This is a genomic window from Flavonifractor sp. An82 (genome assembly GCF_002159265.1).
GTDB lineage: Bacteria > Bacillota > Clostridia > Oscillospirales > Oscillospiraceae > Flavonifractor.
Window position 1 is genome coordinate 22,304 of the sequence record NZ_NFHG01000008.1, and the last position, 17,674, is coordinate 39,977.

At 62.5% G+C, this 17,674-nt stretch carries 15 protein-coding genes; 4 read left to right on the forward strand and 11 right to left on the reverse strand.

Translation table 11 applies throughout. From position 1 onward, the window contains the following. Nucleotides 1-243: 243 nt before the first annotated feature. The 11 genes from B5G34_RS09720 to B5G34_RS09770 form a co-directional block, all read right to left on the reverse strand. A complete protein-coding gene (locus B5G34_RS09720; RefSeq protein WP_162609459.1) occupies nucleotides 244-1,482 on the reverse strand; it encodes an amidohydrolase family protein in 1,239 nt (412 codons plus the stop codon). 407 nt (nucleotides 1,483-1,889) lie between these two features. Then, nucleotides 1,890-2,561 carry a ribonuclease III gene (gene rnc, locus B5G34_RS09725; RefSeq protein ID WP_087336542.1) on the reverse strand — a complete coding sequence of 224 codons (672 nt, stop codon included), beginning with the start codon at nucleotides 2,559-2,561 and terminating at the stop codon, nucleotides 1,890-1,892. Nucleotides 2,562-2,624: 63 nt separating this feature from the next. Beyond that, nucleotides 2,625-2,858, reverse strand: coding sequence for an acyl carrier protein (locus tag B5G34_RS09730; protein ID WP_087189306.1), 234 nt, complete (start codon nucleotides 2,856-2,858; stop codon nucleotides 2,625-2,627). A gap of 93 nt (nucleotides 2,859-2,951) precedes the next feature. Further along, nucleotides 2,952-3,989 (reverse strand): phosphate acyltransferase PlsX, encoded by a 1,038-nt coding sequence (plsX, locus tag B5G34_RS09735; RefSeq protein ID WP_087336544.1) that lies wholly within the window; start codon nucleotides 3,987-3,989, stop codon nucleotides 2,952-2,954. Between the two features lie 60 nt (nucleotides 3,990-4,049). Next, nucleotides 4,050-5,354, reverse strand: a complete 1,305-nt coding sequence (gene trmFO, locus B5G34_RS09740; protein ID WP_087336546.1) for a methylenetetrahydrofolate--tRNA-(uracil(54)-C(5))-methyltransferase (FADH(2)-oxidizing) TrmFO — start codon at nucleotides 5,352-5,354, stop codon at nucleotides 4,050-4,052. A gap of 21 nt (nucleotides 5,355-5,375) precedes the next feature. Beyond that, nucleotides 5,376-5,993 (reverse strand): flavodoxin family protein, encoded by a 618-nt coding sequence (locus B5G34_RS09745; protein WP_087336548.1) that lies wholly within the window; start codon nucleotides 5,991-5,993, stop codon nucleotides 5,376-5,378. A gap of 23 nt (nucleotides 5,994-6,016) precedes the next feature. Further along, complete coding sequence (topA, locus tag B5G34_RS09750) at nucleotides 6,017-8,338, reverse strand: type I DNA topoisomerase (protein ID WP_087336550.1); 2,322 nt, start codon at nucleotides 8,336-8,338, stop codon at nucleotides 6,017-6,019. Nucleotides 8,339-8,352: 14 nt separating this feature from the next. Then, nucleotides 8,353-9,576 carry a DNA-processing protein DprA gene (gene dprA, locus B5G34_RS09755; protein WP_087336552.1) on the reverse strand — a complete coding sequence of 408 codons (1,224 nt, stop codon included), beginning with the start codon at nucleotides 9,574-9,576 and terminating at the stop codon, nucleotides 8,353-8,355. 23 nt (nucleotides 9,577-9,599) lie between these two features. Continuing rightward, the gene (locus B5G34_RS09760) at nucleotides 9,600-10,370 is read right to left on the reverse strand and encodes an RNA methyltransferase (RefSeq protein ID WP_242956962.1); all 771 of its coding nucleotides are present in this window, start codon (nucleotides 10,368-10,370) and stop codon (nucleotides 9,600-9,602) included. A gap of 1 nt (nucleotide 10,371) precedes the next feature. Beyond that, nucleotides 10,372-11,025, reverse strand: a complete 654-nt coding sequence (locus B5G34_RS09765) for a TrkA family potassium uptake protein (RefSeq protein ID WP_087336554.1) — start codon at nucleotides 11,023-11,025, stop codon at nucleotides 10,372-10,374. Between the two features lie 30 nt (nucleotides 11,026-11,055). Then, nucleotides 11,056-12,438 (reverse strand): potassium transporter TrkG, encoded by a 1,383-nt coding sequence (locus B5G34_RS09770; RefSeq protein WP_087336557.1) that lies wholly within the window; start codon nucleotides 12,436-12,438, stop codon nucleotides 11,056-11,058. 503 nt (nucleotides 12,439-12,941) lie between these two features. On the opposite strand from B5G34_RS09770, the gene B5G34_RS09780 reads away from it, so the two are divergent. The 4 genes from B5G34_RS09780 to B5G34_RS09795 all read left to right on the forward strand — a co-directional run bounded on the left by B5G34_RS09780 (nucleotide 12,942) and on the right by B5G34_RS09795 (nucleotide 17,628). Next, on the forward strand, nucleotides 12,942-13,295 hold the full coding sequence (locus B5G34_RS09780) for a BlaI/MecI/CopY family transcriptional regulator (RefSeq protein ID WP_087336564.1): 354 nt from the start codon (nucleotides 12,942-12,944) through the stop codon (nucleotides 13,293-13,295). Between the two features lie 377 nt (nucleotides 13,296-13,672). Further along, the gene (locus B5G34_RS18765) at nucleotides 13,673-14,299 is read left to right on the forward strand and encodes a M56 family metallopeptidase (protein WP_162609460.1); all 627 of its coding nucleotides are present in this window, start codon (nucleotides 13,673-13,675) and stop codon (nucleotides 14,297-14,299) included. An 87-nt stretch (nucleotides 14,300-14,386) separates the two neighbouring features. Beyond that, entirely contained in the window at nucleotides 14,387-15,706 is a 1,320-nt protein-coding gene (locus B5G34_RS09790; protein ID WP_087336570.1) for a WYL domain-containing protein, read from the forward strand. Between the two features lie 56 nt (nucleotides 15,707-15,762). Beyond that, on the forward strand, nucleotides 15,763-17,628 hold the full coding sequence (locus B5G34_RS09795; RefSeq protein WP_087336573.1) for an AAA family ATPase: 1,866 nt from the start codon (nucleotides 15,763-15,765) through the stop codon (nucleotides 17,626-17,628). The last annotated feature ends 46 nt before the right edge of the window (nucleotides 17,629-17,674 follow it).

Below are 17,674 nucleotides of genomic sequence, written 5' to 3' on the forward strand. Positions count from 1 at the left end.
GATAAAAGGCCACCAGAGTAATCTGGAATGCAAAATACAGTGTCTGTGCCCAATTCTTTGGGACCTCTTCCACGCCGATGGAAACAGTTACGGTGCTCTCAGGCTGGGTATCAAAAATGGGTTGTTCCGGTTGATACATCGAGGCACTCCTTTCTCACACCGCGGGAGGAAAGGTCTGACCCGGAGAAGCCGCGGGCCCTCTCCGGGTCCGGCTCGTTGGGTTGCTTCGTTGTCTCAGCTGTCTCAGAGAATCTCGCCGCCCCGCATAAAGCGGGCGATCACGGTTCCATGGCGAATTACGTACGGACGGGAAGCCCGGGTACGCAGGGCCTCCTGCACATTGTCTGCGTCAATCAGATTCAGGTCCGCATCATTGCCCACGGCAATGCCGTAGCTTCCTTCCGGATCAAAGATGCGGTAGCTGTTGGTGGTCAGCATGTCAAACATGAGCCGGGCGGTGGCCGGCGTGTTGTACTGGGCCGTGTAGGCACCCACCAGGCCGTAGTCCAGCGGGTCACCTGTACCGTAGAGGTGGAATCCGTCGCAGATGGTGTCCTGGGCAGTCGCCACGTTGATCCCCATGTCCACCATCTCCCGGATCCGGGTCACGCCCCGGGTACGGGGTTCGGCGTCGATCCCCATGATGGCCAGCACCTGGGTGTTGGTACACACGTTGACGCCCGCCTGGGCCAGCAGCTTCATCACCTTGATGGCGTGGGACTGGTTTTGGTAGGCGATGGAGGTACAATGGCCGCCGGTCACCCGGCCAGCCCACCCCTTCTGCAATGTCTTCCACGCAGTATATTCCAGCGTGCGGTCAAACATGTCCTTGGACTGGTCAATGTGCATGTCGATCATGCAGCCGTACTTCTCTGCGATTTCAAAGACCAGGTCCACATGGCGGTCCTTCAGCTCATCCAGCCACTCGGCGGCAGGCATTCCGCCCGCTACATCGGCCCCCATTTCCATGGCCTGCCACATCAGCTTCTCTGTGCCCTCGTTGCAATAGATTCCCTCCTGGGGAAAGGCCACGATCTGGAGATCGCAGATGTCCTTGGTCTCTTCCCGGGCCGCCAGGACCCCTTCCAGGCCTATCAGACCGCACATATTGTCGATATCCACGTTGGTCCGCAGCTTGGTGGTGCCGTACATGACACACTCCCGGATGGCCCGCACCGCCCGAGCCTTGACATCCTCCACCGTGTAGTGGCGCTTGATGTCGTGCATAATGTGGATGGAGTCCTCCAGGGTCTCCACACTGCTCTCCCGCCCCTGCAAAGCGGTGTAGGCCTTGTCAAAGTGCATGTGAGTATTGACAAAGGTCGGGCAGGCCAGCATACCGGCCGCGTCGATGATTTCCACCCCGTCCGCGCCGGCCACATCAATTCCCGGCGCAATCTCAAGATACTTTCCTTCACGGCTGATCAGAATGTCGGTCAGCTCAGCCTGATCCAAAAGTTTGGCGTTCCTGATGAGCAGCATGGTCTCCCTTCCTTTCTTCATGTATGAAATGGTGATTGGTCTCTGCGCAGGGAATTCCCCACAGTTCTAATATTATACCTCGTTCCATTTTTTCACATGAGTCCTCATTCCTTGTGACGGGAGTTTTGTTCCGCAATGCGGAATTTAAAAAGCCGAAGCCTCCTGCGGAGGCTTCGGCTTTTTAAATTCTGCGGCAATTACTCAGCCTTTCAGCTTCTCAATAGCGGCCTTGGCGGCGTTCTGCTCCGCTCCCCAAACCGCGCGGCGGTTTGGGAACCCATTCCTTTCATCTGCTCGGGCGAAGTCAATTCGCCCGACATCAAGGTTTTGCCTCCGGCAAAACGCTTGGCGCCGCAGCGCGGCGGCTCGCTTGCACTCACAAAAGAGGCGGAGCACCTGGCAATGTTTCAGCCTTTCAGCTTCTCAATGGCGGCCTTGGCGGCGTTCTGCTCCGCCTCTTTTTTGCTGCGGCCCTTACCCTGGCCGATGGGGGTGCCGTTCAGGTCCACCTCTACCGAGAAGATCTTGGCGTGATCGGGGCCCTCGGCACCGATGAGCTGATAGCCCAGCACCTGGCCGCTCTCCCGCTGGACCAGCTCCTGCAGGGCGGTCTTGTAATCCCGGCTGGCGCTCTTCTCCTCTTCCCGGTCCAGAATGAATTTCTGGATGATCTTGCGGGCGGAGCCGATGCCCCCGTCCAGGTAGACGGCGGCGATCACCGCCTCCACCGCGTCGGCCACAATGGAGGGGCGCTCCCGGCCGCCGCCGGCGTCCTCACCCTTGCCCAGCTTCAGGTAGGCGCCTAGATCCAGCTGCTGAGCCACCTCCACCAGGCTGCCCTCGCACACCAGGGCCGCCCGGGTACGGGTCAGATCCCCCTCGGGCAGGTCGGGGTGGGTACGGAACAGATAGTCGGCAGTCACCATGCCCAGCACGGAGTCTCCCAGAAACTCCAGCCGCTCATTGCTCTGGCAGCCTCTGGCCTTGTTCTCGTTGGCATAGGAGCTGTGGGTCAGTGCATTTTCCAACAGGGCCCGCTGGTTGAAGCGGTAGCCCAGCTTTTCTTCCAAGGCTTCCATGGCCGTCTCTTCCTTTCATGACAGGAGCCCCGCCGTCGGCGGGGCTCCCAGTCGGATTCGGTGTCAGTCTTCCAGCTTGGACTTCAGATAGCGGACCAGGTCGGCCACAGTGGCAACCCCGGACAGGTCGTCCTCGTCCATATTCTCCAGGCCGAATTCCTCTTCCACCGCCATGGTCAGTTCCACGATGTCCAGCGAGTCGGCACCCAGGTCCTCGAAGGAGGTGTCCATGGTGATGCTGTCAGCTTCCACACCAAACTGCTCGGACAGCAGACCGGCGATCTTCTCAAAAATCATGTTCATCTACTCCTGTCGCATCCGTCGTCCGACGGCTTCATTGCTCTTGCACTATGATAATAGGCAAGTTTCCATCGCCTGTCAATAGGAAACTCAAATTTTTTCCTCTCCGCCGGTGGGCAGACGCATATACTCGATGTTCTCCACCAGGTCGTCGATCATGCCGGAGGAGGCAAAATCCCGGGCCTGCCGGATGGCGTTTTTGATGGCGTAGTCGTTGGACGAGCCGTGGGCCTTGATGACCGGCTTGGAGATGCCGATGAGGGCGGTGCCGCCCACCTCGCTGGAATCCATCTTCTTTTTGAACTGCTTCAGGCCGCCGGATACCAGCACCGCTGCCAGCTTGGTCAGGAAGCTTTTCTTGAACATGGCCTTCAGCTCCTTGGCCATATACCCGGCGGTGCCCTCCATGGTCTTGAGGAAGATGTTGCCCGAGTAGCCGTCGGACACGATGACGTCTACCTGGCCGAACACCGCCTCACGGGCCTCCACGTTGCCCACGAAGCGGATGCGGCCCGCCTTGTCGGCAGCGGTAAGCAGGGCATGGGCCTCCCGCTGCAGGTCGGTACCCTTGGAGGGCTCGGCGCCGATATTCAGCAGGCCCACCTTGGGCTCAGGGCGCTTGAGCACCCGCTCGGCGTAGTAGGAGCCCATGAAGGCGAACTGGAGCAGGTACTCCGGGGTGCCCTCGGCGGTGGCGCCGCAGTCGATGAGCACCGCCCCGCCGGCGCCGGTAGGCACCACGGGGGCCAGGGCGGCCCGGCGGATGCCCCGCACCCGCTTGATCATCAGGGTGGCGGCGGAGAGCAGGGCGCCGGTGCTGCCGGCAGACACAAAGGCGTCTCCCGCGCCGCTCTTGAGCAGGTTCAGGCCCACGGTGAGGGAGGAGTCCTTCTTCTCCCGGAAGGCGGTGGCGGGATTGTCGCACATCTCCACCACCTGGCTGGCGTGGGCGATCTCCAGGCCGGGAGGCAGCTCGTCGATGCCGTCATCCTTCAGGACCTTGAGGATATCCTCCCCCCGGCCCACCAGAATGACCTCCACTCCCAGCTCACGGACCGCGGCCAGTGCGCCCCGTACGTTGGAAACCGGGGCGTTGTCGCCCCCCATGGCGTCTACGATGATCTTCATATGGTTCTCCTCTTCTTTCTCTGTTCATTCCTGGTCAGTGGCGGCAGCGGGCAGATGACCCTATTCCACATTCAGCCCCGCCAAAATGTCCAAGGCCCGTTTACTCAGCTCGGCATTCTTGTTCCGCTTACCCTTCACCTTGTAGCCCAGTGGCGGAATGATACCGAAATTCACGTTCATAGGCTGGAAGTCGGTGACGCTCTCGTTGCTCACATAGAGGGCCAGAGCACCGGTGGCAGTCTCCTGAGGGAAATCCACCGGCGGCTTGCCGGTGAGCCGCCGGGCCAGCTCCACCGCCGCCAGGAAGCCGGAGGCGGTGGACTCCACATAGCCCTCCACCCCGGTGATCTGCCCGGCAAAGCACACCCGGGGGTCCTTCTTCACCCGGTAGTACCGGTCCAGCAGCCGGGGGGAATCCAGGTAGGTGTTGCGGTGCATGACGCCGTAGCGGACAAACTCCGCGTTTTTCAGGGCGGGGATCATGGAGAATACCCGCTTCTGCTCCGGCCATTTCAGATGGGTCTGGAAGCCCACCAGATTGTAGATGGTGCCGTCGGCATTGTCCCGCCGCAGCTGCACCACCGCAAAGGGCTCCTTGCCGGTCTTGGGGTCCCGCAGGCCACGGGGCTTCAGGGGCCCGTAGCACAGGGTCTGCTTGCCCCGGCGGGCCATGACCTCCACCGGCATGCAGCCCTCAAATACGTTCTTGTCCTCAAAACCGTGGACCTCCGCCTCCTGGGCGGCACACAGCTCGGTCCAGAAAGCGTCGTACTCCTCCTCGGTCATGGGGCAGTTGATGTAGTCCGGGGTGCCCTTGTCGTAGCGGGAGGCAAAGAAGGCGCTGTCCATGTCCACGCTCTCAAAGGTGACCAGAGGGGCAGCAGCGTCAAAGAAGTTGAGGTAATGGCTCTCCGGGAAGAACTCTTTTATGGCGTCCGCCAGCACGTCGGAGGTCAGGGGCCCGGAGGCCACGATCACGCTGCCTTCTTCGGGAATCTTGGTGACCTCCTCCTCCACCACGGTGATGAGGGGGTGATTGCGGATCTTCTCGGTAATGGCCTGGGCAAAGCCGTGGCGGTCCACCGCCAGGGCGCCGCCGGCCTCCACCCGGTGCTCGTCGGCGCAGGACAGGATGAGGGAGCCCATCCGCCGCAGTTCCTCCTTCAGCAGGCCCACCGCGTTCTCCAGCTGGTCAGAGCGCAGGGAGTTGGAGCACACCAGCTCGCCGAACCACTGGGTGTGGTGGGCGGGGGTCATTTTGTGGGGCTTCATTTCCTTCAGGATCACGGGGATGCCCCGCCGGGCCAGCTGCCAGGCAGCCTCACACCCGGCCAGACCCGCGCCGATCACGATGACTGGTTCCATGGGTTCCTCCTTATATGGGGCTCAGCGGATAAAATGGGTGCGCTGGGGCACCTCCCGCTCCGGCAGGCCGTACTGGGCCTTGCCCAGGGCGATGCTCTTGACCAGGAAGGCCATGTTCCGGGCCAGGGTGCGCATGGTTTGCAGACCCTCGGCGTCCTGGGCGGCCTCGCCGGGGGTCCTGCCGTGGATGCTGTTCCAGTACTGGCTGGAGGCCACCGGCATGCCGCTGATGGTAAAGAATTTGTTCAGCTCGTCAAAGGTGGACGACAGCCCGCCCCGGCGGGCAGCCACCACGCTGGCCCCCACCTTCATGGTCTTGTCAAAGGGGGTGGAGTAGAACAGCCGGGTCAGGAAGGCCACCAGGGTGGCGTTGGCCGAGGCGTAGTACACCGGGCTGCCCACCACCAGGCCGTCGCAGGCCTCAAACTTGGGGGCGATCTCGTTCACCAGGTCGTCAAACACGCACCGGCCCAGCTCGCCGCACCGACCGCAGGCCACGCAGCCCCGGATATCCCGGTTGCCGATGTGGATCAGCTCGGTCTCAATACCCTGCTGTGCAAACACAGTTTCCATCTCCCCCAAGGCCAGGGCGGTGTTTCCGTTGGCCTTGGGACTTCCGTTCAGCATCAGGATCTTCATGGCCTCTCCTTCCCGTCTGCCCCTCAGGCCTCCTCCGTGCTCTCGGCGGCGGCTTTTTTCGCGGCAGTCTTTTTGGTGGCAGTCTTCTTGGCGGCGGTGGTTTTCTTGGTAGTGGCCGCCTTCTTGGTGGTGGTCTTTTTGGCCGCCGTCTTCTTGGCGGGCTTCTTCTCCTCCTCGGGAGGAGCGCCCTCCGCCGGAGTTTCCGTGGCGGCGGTGGTCTTTTTCTTATAGCCCCGCTGGTCCTCGGGCAGGAAGTTGGGGCACTCGGGGTTGATGCAGAAGGGCTTCTTGAAGCCGCGGCCCGACTTCTTAAACAGAGTGTGGCCGCACTGGGGGCAGTTGTCCTTCACCGGCACGTCCCAGGTCATGAAGTCGCAGCGGCGGGCCTCGTCCTTGTTGGAGTTGTTCTCACAGCCGTAGTAGGCGTACCCCCGCTTGGAGGTCTTTTTCAGGATCTTGCCGCCGCACTTGGGGCACTTGCCCGGCATCTCGATGACGATGGGCTGGGTGTGGTCGCACTCCGGCCAGCCGGGGCAGGCCAGGAACCGGCCGAAGCGGCCGGACTTATACACCAGGTTGCGGCCGCACTTGGGACAGATCACGTCGGATACCTCGTCAGGCACCTTGATGCGCTCCCCGTCCAGGTCGGTCTCGGCCTGCTGGAGCTCCTTTTCAAAGCCGCCGTAGAACTGGCTCAGCAGGCTCTTCCAGTCCACCTTGCCGGTCTCCACCTCGTCCAGCTGCTCCTCCATGTTGGCGGTAAAGGCGGTGTCCACGATGTCGGTGAATTTGTCCTTCATCAGACCGGTGACCACCTCGCCCAGGGGGGTGGGCCGCAGGTTCTTGCCCTCCTTCACCACATACTCCCGGTCCAGAATGGTGGAGATGGTGGGGGCGTAGGTGGAGGGGCGGCCGATGCCCTTCTCCTCCAGAGCCTTGATGAGGGTGGCCTCGGTGTAGCGGCTGGGGGGCTGGGTAAAGTGCTGGTCGGGGGTCAGTCCCTTCAGCTCCAGGGGCTCCCCCTCCTTCAGATCGGGCAGGGGGGACTGGAAGGTCTCGTCGTCCTCGTCCTTGCCCTCCACATACACGGCGGTGTAGCCGGAGAACTTCAGGGAGGAGTGGGTGGCCCGGAAGGTGTATCCGGCAGACTCCACCTCGATGGACACGCTGTCGTAGACGGCGGAGGCCATCTGGCAGGCCAAAAAGCGGCTCCAGATCAGCTTGTAAAGCTTATACTGCTCGGCGGTGAGGGACTTCTTGATGTCCTCAGGAGTCAGATTCACATTGGAGGGCCGGATGGCCTCGTGGGCGTCCTGGGCCCCCGACTTGGTCTTGTACACCCGGGGCTTGCCGGGGTAGTACTGCTCGCCGTAGCGGGAGAGAATAAAGTCCCGGGCGGCGGCGGTGGCCTCGTCGGACAGTCGGAGGGAGTCGGTACGCATATAGGTGATGAGGCCCACGGTGCCCTCGCCCTCAATGTCCACGCCCTCATAGAGCTGCTGGGCGATGGACATGGTGCGCCGGGGGGTCATATTCAGCTTGCGGCTGGCCTCCTGCTGGAGGGTGGAGGTGATGAAGGGGGGCGCCGGGTTGCGCTGCTTGTCCTGGCGCTTGACGCTCTTCACAGCGAAGGGCTCTGCCTGGACAGCCTGAGCCACCGCCTGGACCTCCTCCTCGCTGTTGAGGTCCATCTTCTTCTCCTTGCCGTAGAAGCTGGCCTTGAACTGTCCCAGATTGGGGGCGATGCGGGCCAGATCGGCCTCCAGAGACCAGTACTCCTGGGGCACGAAGGCTTTGATGTCGGCCTCCCGCTCGCACACCAGCCGGGTAGCCACCGACTGCACCCGTCCGGCGGACAGGCCCCGGCGGATCTTCTTCCACAGCAGGGGGGAGATCTGATAGCCCACAATACGGTCCAGTACCCGGCGGGCCTGCTGGGCGTTGACCAGGTCCATGTCAATGGCCCGGGGGTGGGCAATGGAGTCGTTGACCACCTTCTTGGTGATCTCGTTGAAGGTCACCCGGTAGGTCTTATCGTCAGGAATACCCAGCATCTCCTTCAGATGCCAGGAGATGGCCTCGCCTTCCCGGTCAGGGTCGGTGGCCAGAAATACTTTATCGCTCTTCTTGGCGGCTTTTTTCAGGTCGTCGATAACCTCTTCCTTGCCCTTGATGGTCTGATAATCCACCGTGAAGTCGTTGTCCACGTCCACGCCCAGCTTGCTCTTGGGCAGGTCCCGGACATGGCCCATGGAGGCCTTTACCTGATAGCCGGGCCCCAGATACTTGCCGATGGTCTTGGCCTTCGCCGGGGACTCGACGATCACCAGATTCGATTTCGCCACTGTACGATACTCCTTTATCCTTGTTCCTCAAAACGGACGGCGGCGGCAAACCGCCGGCCCGGTAATTCCTTCAGATAGCCCCCGGCCTGCAATAAGGTCAGGGCGGTATTCACCCGCCGGGCGGGTATTTCGGTCCGACCCACGATATCGTCGGCGGACAGAGGCTTTTCACTGAGCAGGAAGAAGATCTCCCGCTGCTCCTCCCCCATCTGCTCCAGTCCACTGCGAGGCACAAGGGGCAGGGCCTCCTCCTCGGCGGGTTTTTCCGGCTTGGGTTCCGGCTCCGGCGGCGGGGTGGGCACCACCTCCAGCCGCCCGTCCGCCTCCTCTGCGCTCATGGCACCGGGCCGGCACAGCTTATGGGCATATCGCCCCTCATATTCCCACAGGATGTCCCCGGCGGTACGCACCAGCTTGGCTTCTCCCTGAGAGATCAGCCCGTTGGTACCGGCACTCATGGGGCCGTCCGCCGGTCCGGGGACAGCAAACACATCACGGCCCTGGTCCAGCGCATCATGGGCGGTGATCAGGGCGCCGCTGCGCTCCCCCGCTTCCACCACCACAGTGCCCAGAGACAGGCCGCTGAGGATGCGGTTGCGCTGGGGGAAACGCCAGCCGTCCGGCCGGGTGCCCGGTGGATTTTCCGACAGGATGGCGCCCCGGGCGGCCACATCCTCGTAGAGCCAGCTGTTGCAGGCGGGGTAGACCACGTCCACACCGCCGGCCAGCACCGACACCACCGGACCGCCGCCCTGCAAAGCCCCCTTCAGGGAGGCTGCGTCGATGCCCTGGGCCAGGCCGGAGATCACCAGAGCCCCGGCACGGGCCAGGCCCATGCCGATGCGCCCTGCCATCCGTACGCCGTAGGGGGAGCACTCCCGGGAGCCCACCATGGCGATGGCAACCTCCTCGTCAAAACGAAAGAGCCTGCCCTTGCCGTAGAGCACCAGGGGATAGTCGCTGAGCTGGAGCAGCCGCTCCGGGTAGGCCCCGTCCTGACAGCTGAGCAGAAACAGGCCCAGCCGGTCGCAGTTTTCCAGGATGCGCTGGGGCCGGTCCATGGATTTGTCACACAGGGACCCCTTGCTCTCCTCTGTCAGGCCCAGAGGCTCATATTCCTCCCGGCCAGCCAGATAGGCCCGCTCGGCGCCGCCGAAGTAGTCCAGCAGCTCCACCTGATGCCGGTGGGACAGCCCACGGCGGGTGGACAGCCAGAGCAGATATTGAATACCCGCCACGGCGGCGCCTCCTCTCTTCTTGTTCAGCGGTCCCGCCAGCCCTCCCACAGCACCACGGACGCGGCCACGGCGGCGTTGAGGGACTCACAGCGGTCCCGCATGGGGATCTTCAGGGTGAGGGCACAGGCGTCCAGCACAGGCTGGGACACTCCTCTTCCCTCGCTTCCAATGACCACAGCGGCCCGGCTCAGATTTGCCGAGCGCAGATCTGCGGTATCCTCCCGCAGGGCGGTGGCATACAGGGGCAGACCCGCCTCGCCCAGAAGGACGGTGAGCTCCTCCAGAGCCGTCTCCCACACCGGCAGGCGGAAACAGGCCCCCATGGTGGCCCGCACCGTCTTGGGGGAGAAGGGCTCGGCACAGCCGGGCAGCAGGATGAGCCCGTCCGCCCCAAAGGCGTCGGCGGTCCGCCACACGGTACCTACGTTACCTGGGTCCTGCACCCCATCCAGCACAAGATAGCGGCCGGGAGTCAGCTGCTCCGGCGGGGTCAGCTGGGGGGTGCTGCACACCGCCAGCATCCCCTGGGGGGTGTCCACCGTAGACATGGATTTGAGCACGTCGGCGGGCACCTCCACCAGGCGGACCGTTTCCGGCAGCCCCCCGGGGGGCTCCACGCCCTCGGCCACCACCAGGGTCTCCACCCCGGCGTTCCAGCGGATGGCCTCCTCCACCAGCTTATGCCCCTCGCAGAGGAAGGCCCCCTCCTGCCGGCGGGCTTTTTTATCATTTCCCAGCTTCCGCAGCCGGGCCACCAGTGGGTTCTGGCGGCTGGTGATTCGTTCCATCCTCATATCACAGATCCTGCAGACGGTTGACGTCCTCGGTGCGGCCCAGGGCCACCACCGTATCCCCCGTCTCCATGATGGTGCTGGGGCCGGGGGTCACGTTGAAGGCCTCCTCCCCCTTTTTGCGCACGGCGATGATGTTGACCTTGTACCGGGCACGGACATTCAGTTCCATCAGGTTCTTGCCCAGCCATTCCCGGGGCACAGCGGTCTCCACGATGCCGAAATCGTCGCTGAGCTCAATGAAGTTGAGCACGTTGGAGCTGGACAGGCCCTGGGCCAGTTTGACGCCCATCTCGTGCTCAGGGAATACCACTCGGTCGGCGCCGATCTTCTCCAGCACCTTCCGGTGGACATGGCTCTGGGCCTTGCAGATCACCTTGCGCACACCCAACTCCTTCAGGTTCAGGGTGATGAGGGCGGAGGTGCCCACATCCACGCCCACAGCCACTACAGCGCAGTCGTAGTTACGCACGCCCAGGGCACGGAGCACCGCCGGGTCCCGGGCGTCGCCGGTGACGGCATGGGTGACCTTGTCAGCTACCTTCTGTACATTCTCCTCTGAATCGTCCAGAGCCAGCACCTCATGCCCCAGAGAGCTGAGCTCGGTGGCCACAGCGCTGCCAAACCGGCCCAGGCCGATCACAACAAAGGTTTTCATTTCAGATACACGTCCTTCCAGAGCGGATATTTATCCGATCATCACATTCATCTCGGGATATTTGATCTTGGCCGGCCGCCGGCCGCGGGTGATAAAGGCGATGGAGACCGAGAGCACACCCACCCGACCCATATACATCAGCAGAATAAGAAGGCTCTGGGAAAAACCGGACAGCGTGGGCGTAATGCCGGTGGTCAGACCTACGGTGCCCATGGCAGAGGCCACCTCAAAGGCGCAGTCCAGATAGGGCAGATCCTCCGCCGTGGAGATAACCATGGAGCCCAACAGGAACAGAAAGAGCATCACCAGGGCCAGGGTCATGGCGTTGAGCACCCGGCCATAGGGGATGGCCCGTCCCCGGAAGGTGACCTGCTCCCGGCCGGTGAGGCCGGAGCGCAGGGCCAGCAGCAGCACCGCCACGGTGGCAGTCTTCAAACCGCCGGCGGTGGAGCCGGAGGAGCCGCCGATCAGCATGAGAATACAGGAGAAGGCCTTGCTGGTGTCGCTGATCCCACCCTGTCCGATGGCGTCAAAACCGGCGGTGCGCAGGGTGATGGACTGGAACACGGAGTTCATGATCTTCTGCCACAGGGGCATGTCCCCCAGGGTGGCCGGGTTGGAGAACTCCTCCAGCAGGAAAAAGAGGGCGCCGCCCACAATGAGGGTGCCTGTGATGATAAGCACCATCTTGCTGTAGACCGCCAGTTTCTTCCAACTCCGCTTGTCCAGGATATCCTCCCATACAAAGAAGCCCAGGCCGCCCACCACAATGAGGGCCCCGATGGTACCCAGCACCAGCGGGTTGTCCTGAAGTCCGGCCAGGCTGCTGAAGGCGCCGAACTTTCCGCCCAGCAAATCAAAACCGGCATTACAGAAGGCGGAGACGGCGTGGAAAATGCCCCGCCAGACGCCGCCCAGCAGGCCAAAGTGAGGGATCATGGCGATGCTCAGCAGTACCGCCCCCGCTCCCTCTATCAGGAAGGTTCCCATCAGGGCGTGACGCACCATACGCACCACGCCGTCCAGGTCGTTGAGGTTGAGGGTGGATACCATGATGAGCCGCTCAGACAGACCGATACGGCGGCGCAGGGCGAAGGATACCAGGGTGATCACCGTCATAAAGCCCAGGCCGCCCAGTTGGATCATCAGCAGAATCACCAGCTGTCCGAAAAAGGACCACTGGATCCAGGTATCCACCAGAATCAGGCCGGTGACACAGGTGGAGGAGGTGGCGGTAAAGAGGGCGGTGAAAAAACCGGCACTCTGCCCGTCCCGGGACGCGATGGGCAGGGTGAGCAGCAGAGCGCCCACCAAAATGATGACGGCAAAGGATACCGCCACAATGCGGGTGGCATTGAGGCTCCGGTTCCGGATAAAAATATCCCGGATCCAAAGGGCAAATCTTCTAATCACAGCGGCCCCTCCCAAATACTGCATATTCCCCGGGGACACACTGTTTTACGCAGAAAAGCATACCGAAGGAAGAAATTTCCTCCGGTATACCCGTCTCATTTCCCTGTGGAATCAGGCTCCATAAGCCATTCTCATACGCGGCTGCGTCCGGCTCCAGACCGCCCTGCGCCGCGGTAAAACACACCTTATTCAACACATGAGGGTACATACCAGTTCCTCTTCTTTCGGTGTTCTCAAAGGGGTGCACTATCCCCGTAGAATCGTACAAAGGTAACTATAGCATACCCTCCAAAGATATTCAAGTCAACGATTTTTATACGTCCCACCCCAATTTCCTACCTTATATATAAAAAGCAAATGAGACCTCCCCAGCTCTCTCCTGCAACTTTAACAGATTTCGCCAGTTGTTCCCAACATACGTTTTCTCTTGACAAAAGAGGTTTATTGCGATAAACTCCAATTAGGTTTATTGCGATAAATCTTTCATTGGAAAGGAGGTTCCCATGGAAAAGCTATTCGACAGCGAATACCGGCTCATGCAGGTACTGTGGGACAGCGGTCCCGTCAATTCCACCCATCTTGTGGCCCTGTGCCAGCAGCAGCTGGGCTGGAACAAGTCCACCACCTACACGGTGCTGCGCAAGCTGAAGAGCAAGGGGGCGGTACTCCACCAAAACGCTGTGGTCACCCCCGTCCTGACTCGGGCCCAGGCGGTACGGATGGAAGGAGAGGAACTGGAAAAACTGGCCGGCGGCCTCTCCCCCTTTCTCACCGCCTTCCTCAGCGGCCGCAGGCTGACCCTGGAGGAGGCAGAGTCCCTCAAGGCCCTCATCGACCGCAACATGGAGGAGGGATGATCCATGGAACTGCTGATTCCCACGGTCCTCTGGAGCACCAATCTGGGACTCATGCTGGGCTTTACCTTCGGCGTGCTGATCCTGCTGCGGCCAATCACCCGGCGGCTGCTGCGGCCCAAGCACCAGGTGATATTGTGGTTTGCCGGGTGGATCATGGGATTTACCATGTCTCTGTACACCACCTGCGGCTGGCTCCCTCTGCCCCTTACCTTCCGTGGCCTGCTGATGCCCAAGGGGGCCATACCGGGACAGCCCGCCTTCCTGGCCCTGGCCTCCGATCCGGGGCAGGCGGAGGTTCTCTCCCGGGGCAGCCTGCTCCCCCTGCCCCTCAGCGACAGAGCCGCCCAAATCCTGACCATCATTTGGCTGGTCTTTTTGTGGCGCTGGTGGCGGCGTGGCTGTTTCAGGACTTCCGGCTGCGGCAGATCATGCAGCGGGGAACCGTCCTGCCCCAGGAAAGCTTGTCCGCCTACGACCTGGTGCCCGATACAGCAGTCTATCTCTGCCCCGGTCTGCCCACCAGCTTTGCACGGTATGGCGCTGCCTTCTCCATCGCAGACGAGCGGCACCTCATCTGTCTCCAGAAGGAGCTGCCGCCGGAACAGATGCGCCTGGTGCTCCTCCACGAGTGCGCCCACCTGCGGCTCCATCACGCCTGGTTCAAAGCCATCATGATGATGGTGGTGACCCTGAACTTCGCCTGGAATCCCCTGATCTGGGCGGCCTACCGGCTGACCTGCCGGGATATGGAGCTGGCCTGCGATGAGGCCGTCATGGAGCAACTCTCTCCCACCGACCGCCGGAACTATGCCCGGGCCCTGGTGGAGCTGGGCTCCGGCCGCTGTCTGTGGGGCGGCACGGCCTCCTTCAGCGAGTGCGACACGGTGCTGCGGGTCAAGCGGCTGGTAAACTGGCAGCCCTGGACCCCCGGCAGCAATGCCCGCTCCCTGGTACTGACCGTCCTGCTCATCCTGTTTTTCTTCTGCGGGGGCTCGCCGCTGTGAGCCTCAAGCCTGTCCGCCTTGTCTTTCCCCATGGATCATGGTATCATGATGCAAAGCCCATTTGATCCAGTACAGGGAGGGTTGGCCATGTCCGATACCGTGCCCAAGCGGGAAAAGAAGCCCTACAGCAACTCCTATCACAGTCTGGAGGCCATCTGGTCCGTCCTGCGGCGGTACGCCAGCCGGGAGCACCCGCTTACCGTCAAGGAGATCCACAACTATCTGCGGCAGATGGGAGAGGACGCCCCTTCCCAGGCCACTCTGGCCCGGCTGCTGCCCCAGGGCAAGGGGGTCATGGACGCCCTCTACCCCGGCCAGCTGGCGGAGGCCGACCGCCCAGGCGGGCTGGACGCCTACCAGGAGGGGGATACCCTCCACATCGTGGTGGAGATCCCCCAGGGGCAGGTGCTGGCCAAGGACAATCTGGCGGTGGAGGCCGCCCCTGTCCCCTTCCGGGTCCCCTCCTACTCCACCATCGAAAAGCAGCTGAAGGAGGGAATCCCCTTCGATCTGCACACCTTTCCCTTCCGGCTGCGCTGCGTGGCCCAGGTCCCCGGCGGCAAGCCGGGCAAGGTGCGTCTCATCCCCTATGACAAATATGAGGACACCATGCTGGACCCGGATCGCCGGAACAACACCCCCCGGCGGTACTATCTGTCCAATGTTCTCACCGAGGGGGAGTGGCGGATCTTCTCCGACCTGATCCAGGTCTATCCCTTTGTCACCGAGACCCAGGCCAGGAAGTTTCTCACGGTACTCAACCGGCTGCGCCCTCGCCCCACCCAGCCGCCCCCCAGCCGCTATGCCTACCGGCGAGGCAACGGGGCCCTCTTCCAGAGCATTGGCATTCTGGACGAGGCCATCCGGGCCGGGCGCAAGGTAGCCCTGACCTACGGGGAATACCGGCTCAGGCAGGTGAAGGGCCGCTGGACCCCGGTGCTCGTCCCCAGAGCCGCCAACAGCCGGCTGGAGGTGGAACCCTATGCCCTTATGTGGTCCAACGGCAACTATTATCTGGTGGCCAGGCACCGGGGCATGATGAACCTGCGGGTGGACCGCATTCTGGAGGCCGTCCCCCTGAATGAGTCCTTCTCTCCGCCCGCCGACTTTGACCCGGTGGCCTACCGGGACAGCTCCCCCGTCATGTACCCCGGGGAGCGCACCTTTGTGCGGATGAAGTGCAGCACCAGTCTGATCAACACCCTGGTAGACTTCTTCGGCTCCCTGCCCCAGTACGCCACCCCCGGCCAGGACGGCTGGGTGGAAGTGACCATGTCCATCGCCCCCAGCGGGCTGAAGCTCTTTGCCCTCCAGTACGCCGATCGGGTGGAGGTGCTGGAGCCCCAGTCCCTCCGCCGGGAGATCCTGGCCACCCTGGAGCAGGCCGCCCGGGTCTATCGCTCCTAAAATTTGAAACGGCGCCCATGGTACCATGACCTCACAGAGAAAAAGGAGGTCTTGCCATGGGCGCTTCATTTGAGTTTACCCCCTATCGTTTTGTATTGCCCCAGCTGAAAAAGCAGTATCTGGGCACACAGGGCCAGCTGGCCCAATACATCCCCTACCGACTGGAAAATGACCTGACCCCGGAGGCCATCCGGGCCGAACTGACCCGCATCCCCCACATGGCCCGGCTAGCGGAGCAGCTGGACCTGTCCCGGCGGCTCTATCTGCTGCAAAGCACCGATCCGGAGGCGCTCCTGCTGGCTGCAGAGTACATCGGCACCTTCTTTCGGCTGTCCGATCCCGACTCCTGCGCCTATCGGCAGGATTTTATGGAAGATGAGGCGGAAGAAGCAGAGGAATGGCGGGACGGTGACCCCAACTTCATGACCTTCGACTTTAACACCAATCTGCCCTATGTGGACGCCTGCGAGGTAAGTGCAATTTACGGCGAGAACACCCCGGATTTCGGCTTTGCAGGCCAGTTTTATCGCCCGGAGGCCTCCCCCCGCCGGGCTCCCTGGTGGACCATGTCGAAGGACGCCCCCCTGTGCGTGGCGGCCAACGACATCCTGACCAAGCTGGCCGGTCCCATCTCCGCCATGGCAGAGCGCTCCCCTGTGATCATCCTCTGTCACATCCAGTCCCACCACGATATGGAGGAAGTCCAACTGGATTTCGATTACATTGCAGACCAGCGCAAATTGCTGGCAGAGCTGGCCTTCGATCTGGAGACTGAGCTGATCCAGCTGGACGCCTCCGCCGCCGACTCCCCTTACCGCCGGGAGATCCTGCTCCAGCTGGCCGCCCAGGCCGGTGCCCCCCTGGACAAGCCGGAGGACGGGGGGACCATCCTCAATCTCATTGCCAACTACTGCGGCGACGCCAGCAACGCCACCCTCTCCAAGGCCGTCCAGAACGCCCTGCTCCGCCGGAAGGAGTCCGGCCCCCTGACCGTCCAGGATTTCCAATATCTGGCGGTGCTGTTTGAGAGCAGGGAAAATCGTCGGTCCAAACAGAAGTTTCAGAAGCTGGTGGGGCAAAAAGAGGTGCGGCGGCAGTTGACGGAGTTGGTGGCCTGCATGGACTTTCAAAAAAAGCGGAGTACCATGGGCCTGCCCGCCGACCCCCTCCACTACACCTTTGCCTTCCTGGGGGCGCCGGGCACAGGCAAGACCACCTGGGCCCGCTGGCTGGCCAGGGAGATGGAACAGCGCCGGCTGCTGGAAAACACCGAGATGATCTGCCTCAACGCCGCTGAGCTGAAGGCCAAGTATGTGGGCCACACCACCAGCAAGGTAAAGGCGCTCTTTGACCAGTACGGCGTCATCATCCTGGACGAGGCCTACAGCCTCACCGACGGCGACAACGGGGACAGCTTCGGCTCCGAGGCCCTGGCCCAGCTGTGTGTGGAGCTGGAAAACCACGGCACCGACCGCCTGGTGATCTTCGCCGGATACGGCGGGGCCAGCGACCCCAGCGACAACCGAATGCTCCGCTTCCTCCAGTCCAACCCCGGCATCAACAGCCGCATCTCCTTTAAAATCCACTTTCAGAACTACCAGGCGGAGGAGCTGGCGGAGGTCTTCCGCACCATGCTGACCGCTGGGGGCTACACCCTCCCCCGGGGCTATGTCCGGCCGGTGGTGCAGTTCTTCCGGCAGAGGATGGACGCCAAGGCCTTCGGCAACTGCCGGGAGGCCCGCAATCTGGCCGACCGGGTCAAGCTCCGGACCGCCGCCCGGCTGGCCGGGCACGCCTCCCTTACCAAGGCGGAGGCCTGCCGTATCTCGCTGGCCGACATCCGGCAGGCGGCGGCGGAAATTCTGGCGGAATACCAGGGGCTGGCCCGGGAGGCTGGCCGCTCCATCGGGTTTGAGCCCTGAACCAAGGGCCCGGAACGGCACCCGCCGTCCCGGGCCCTTGTTCTTT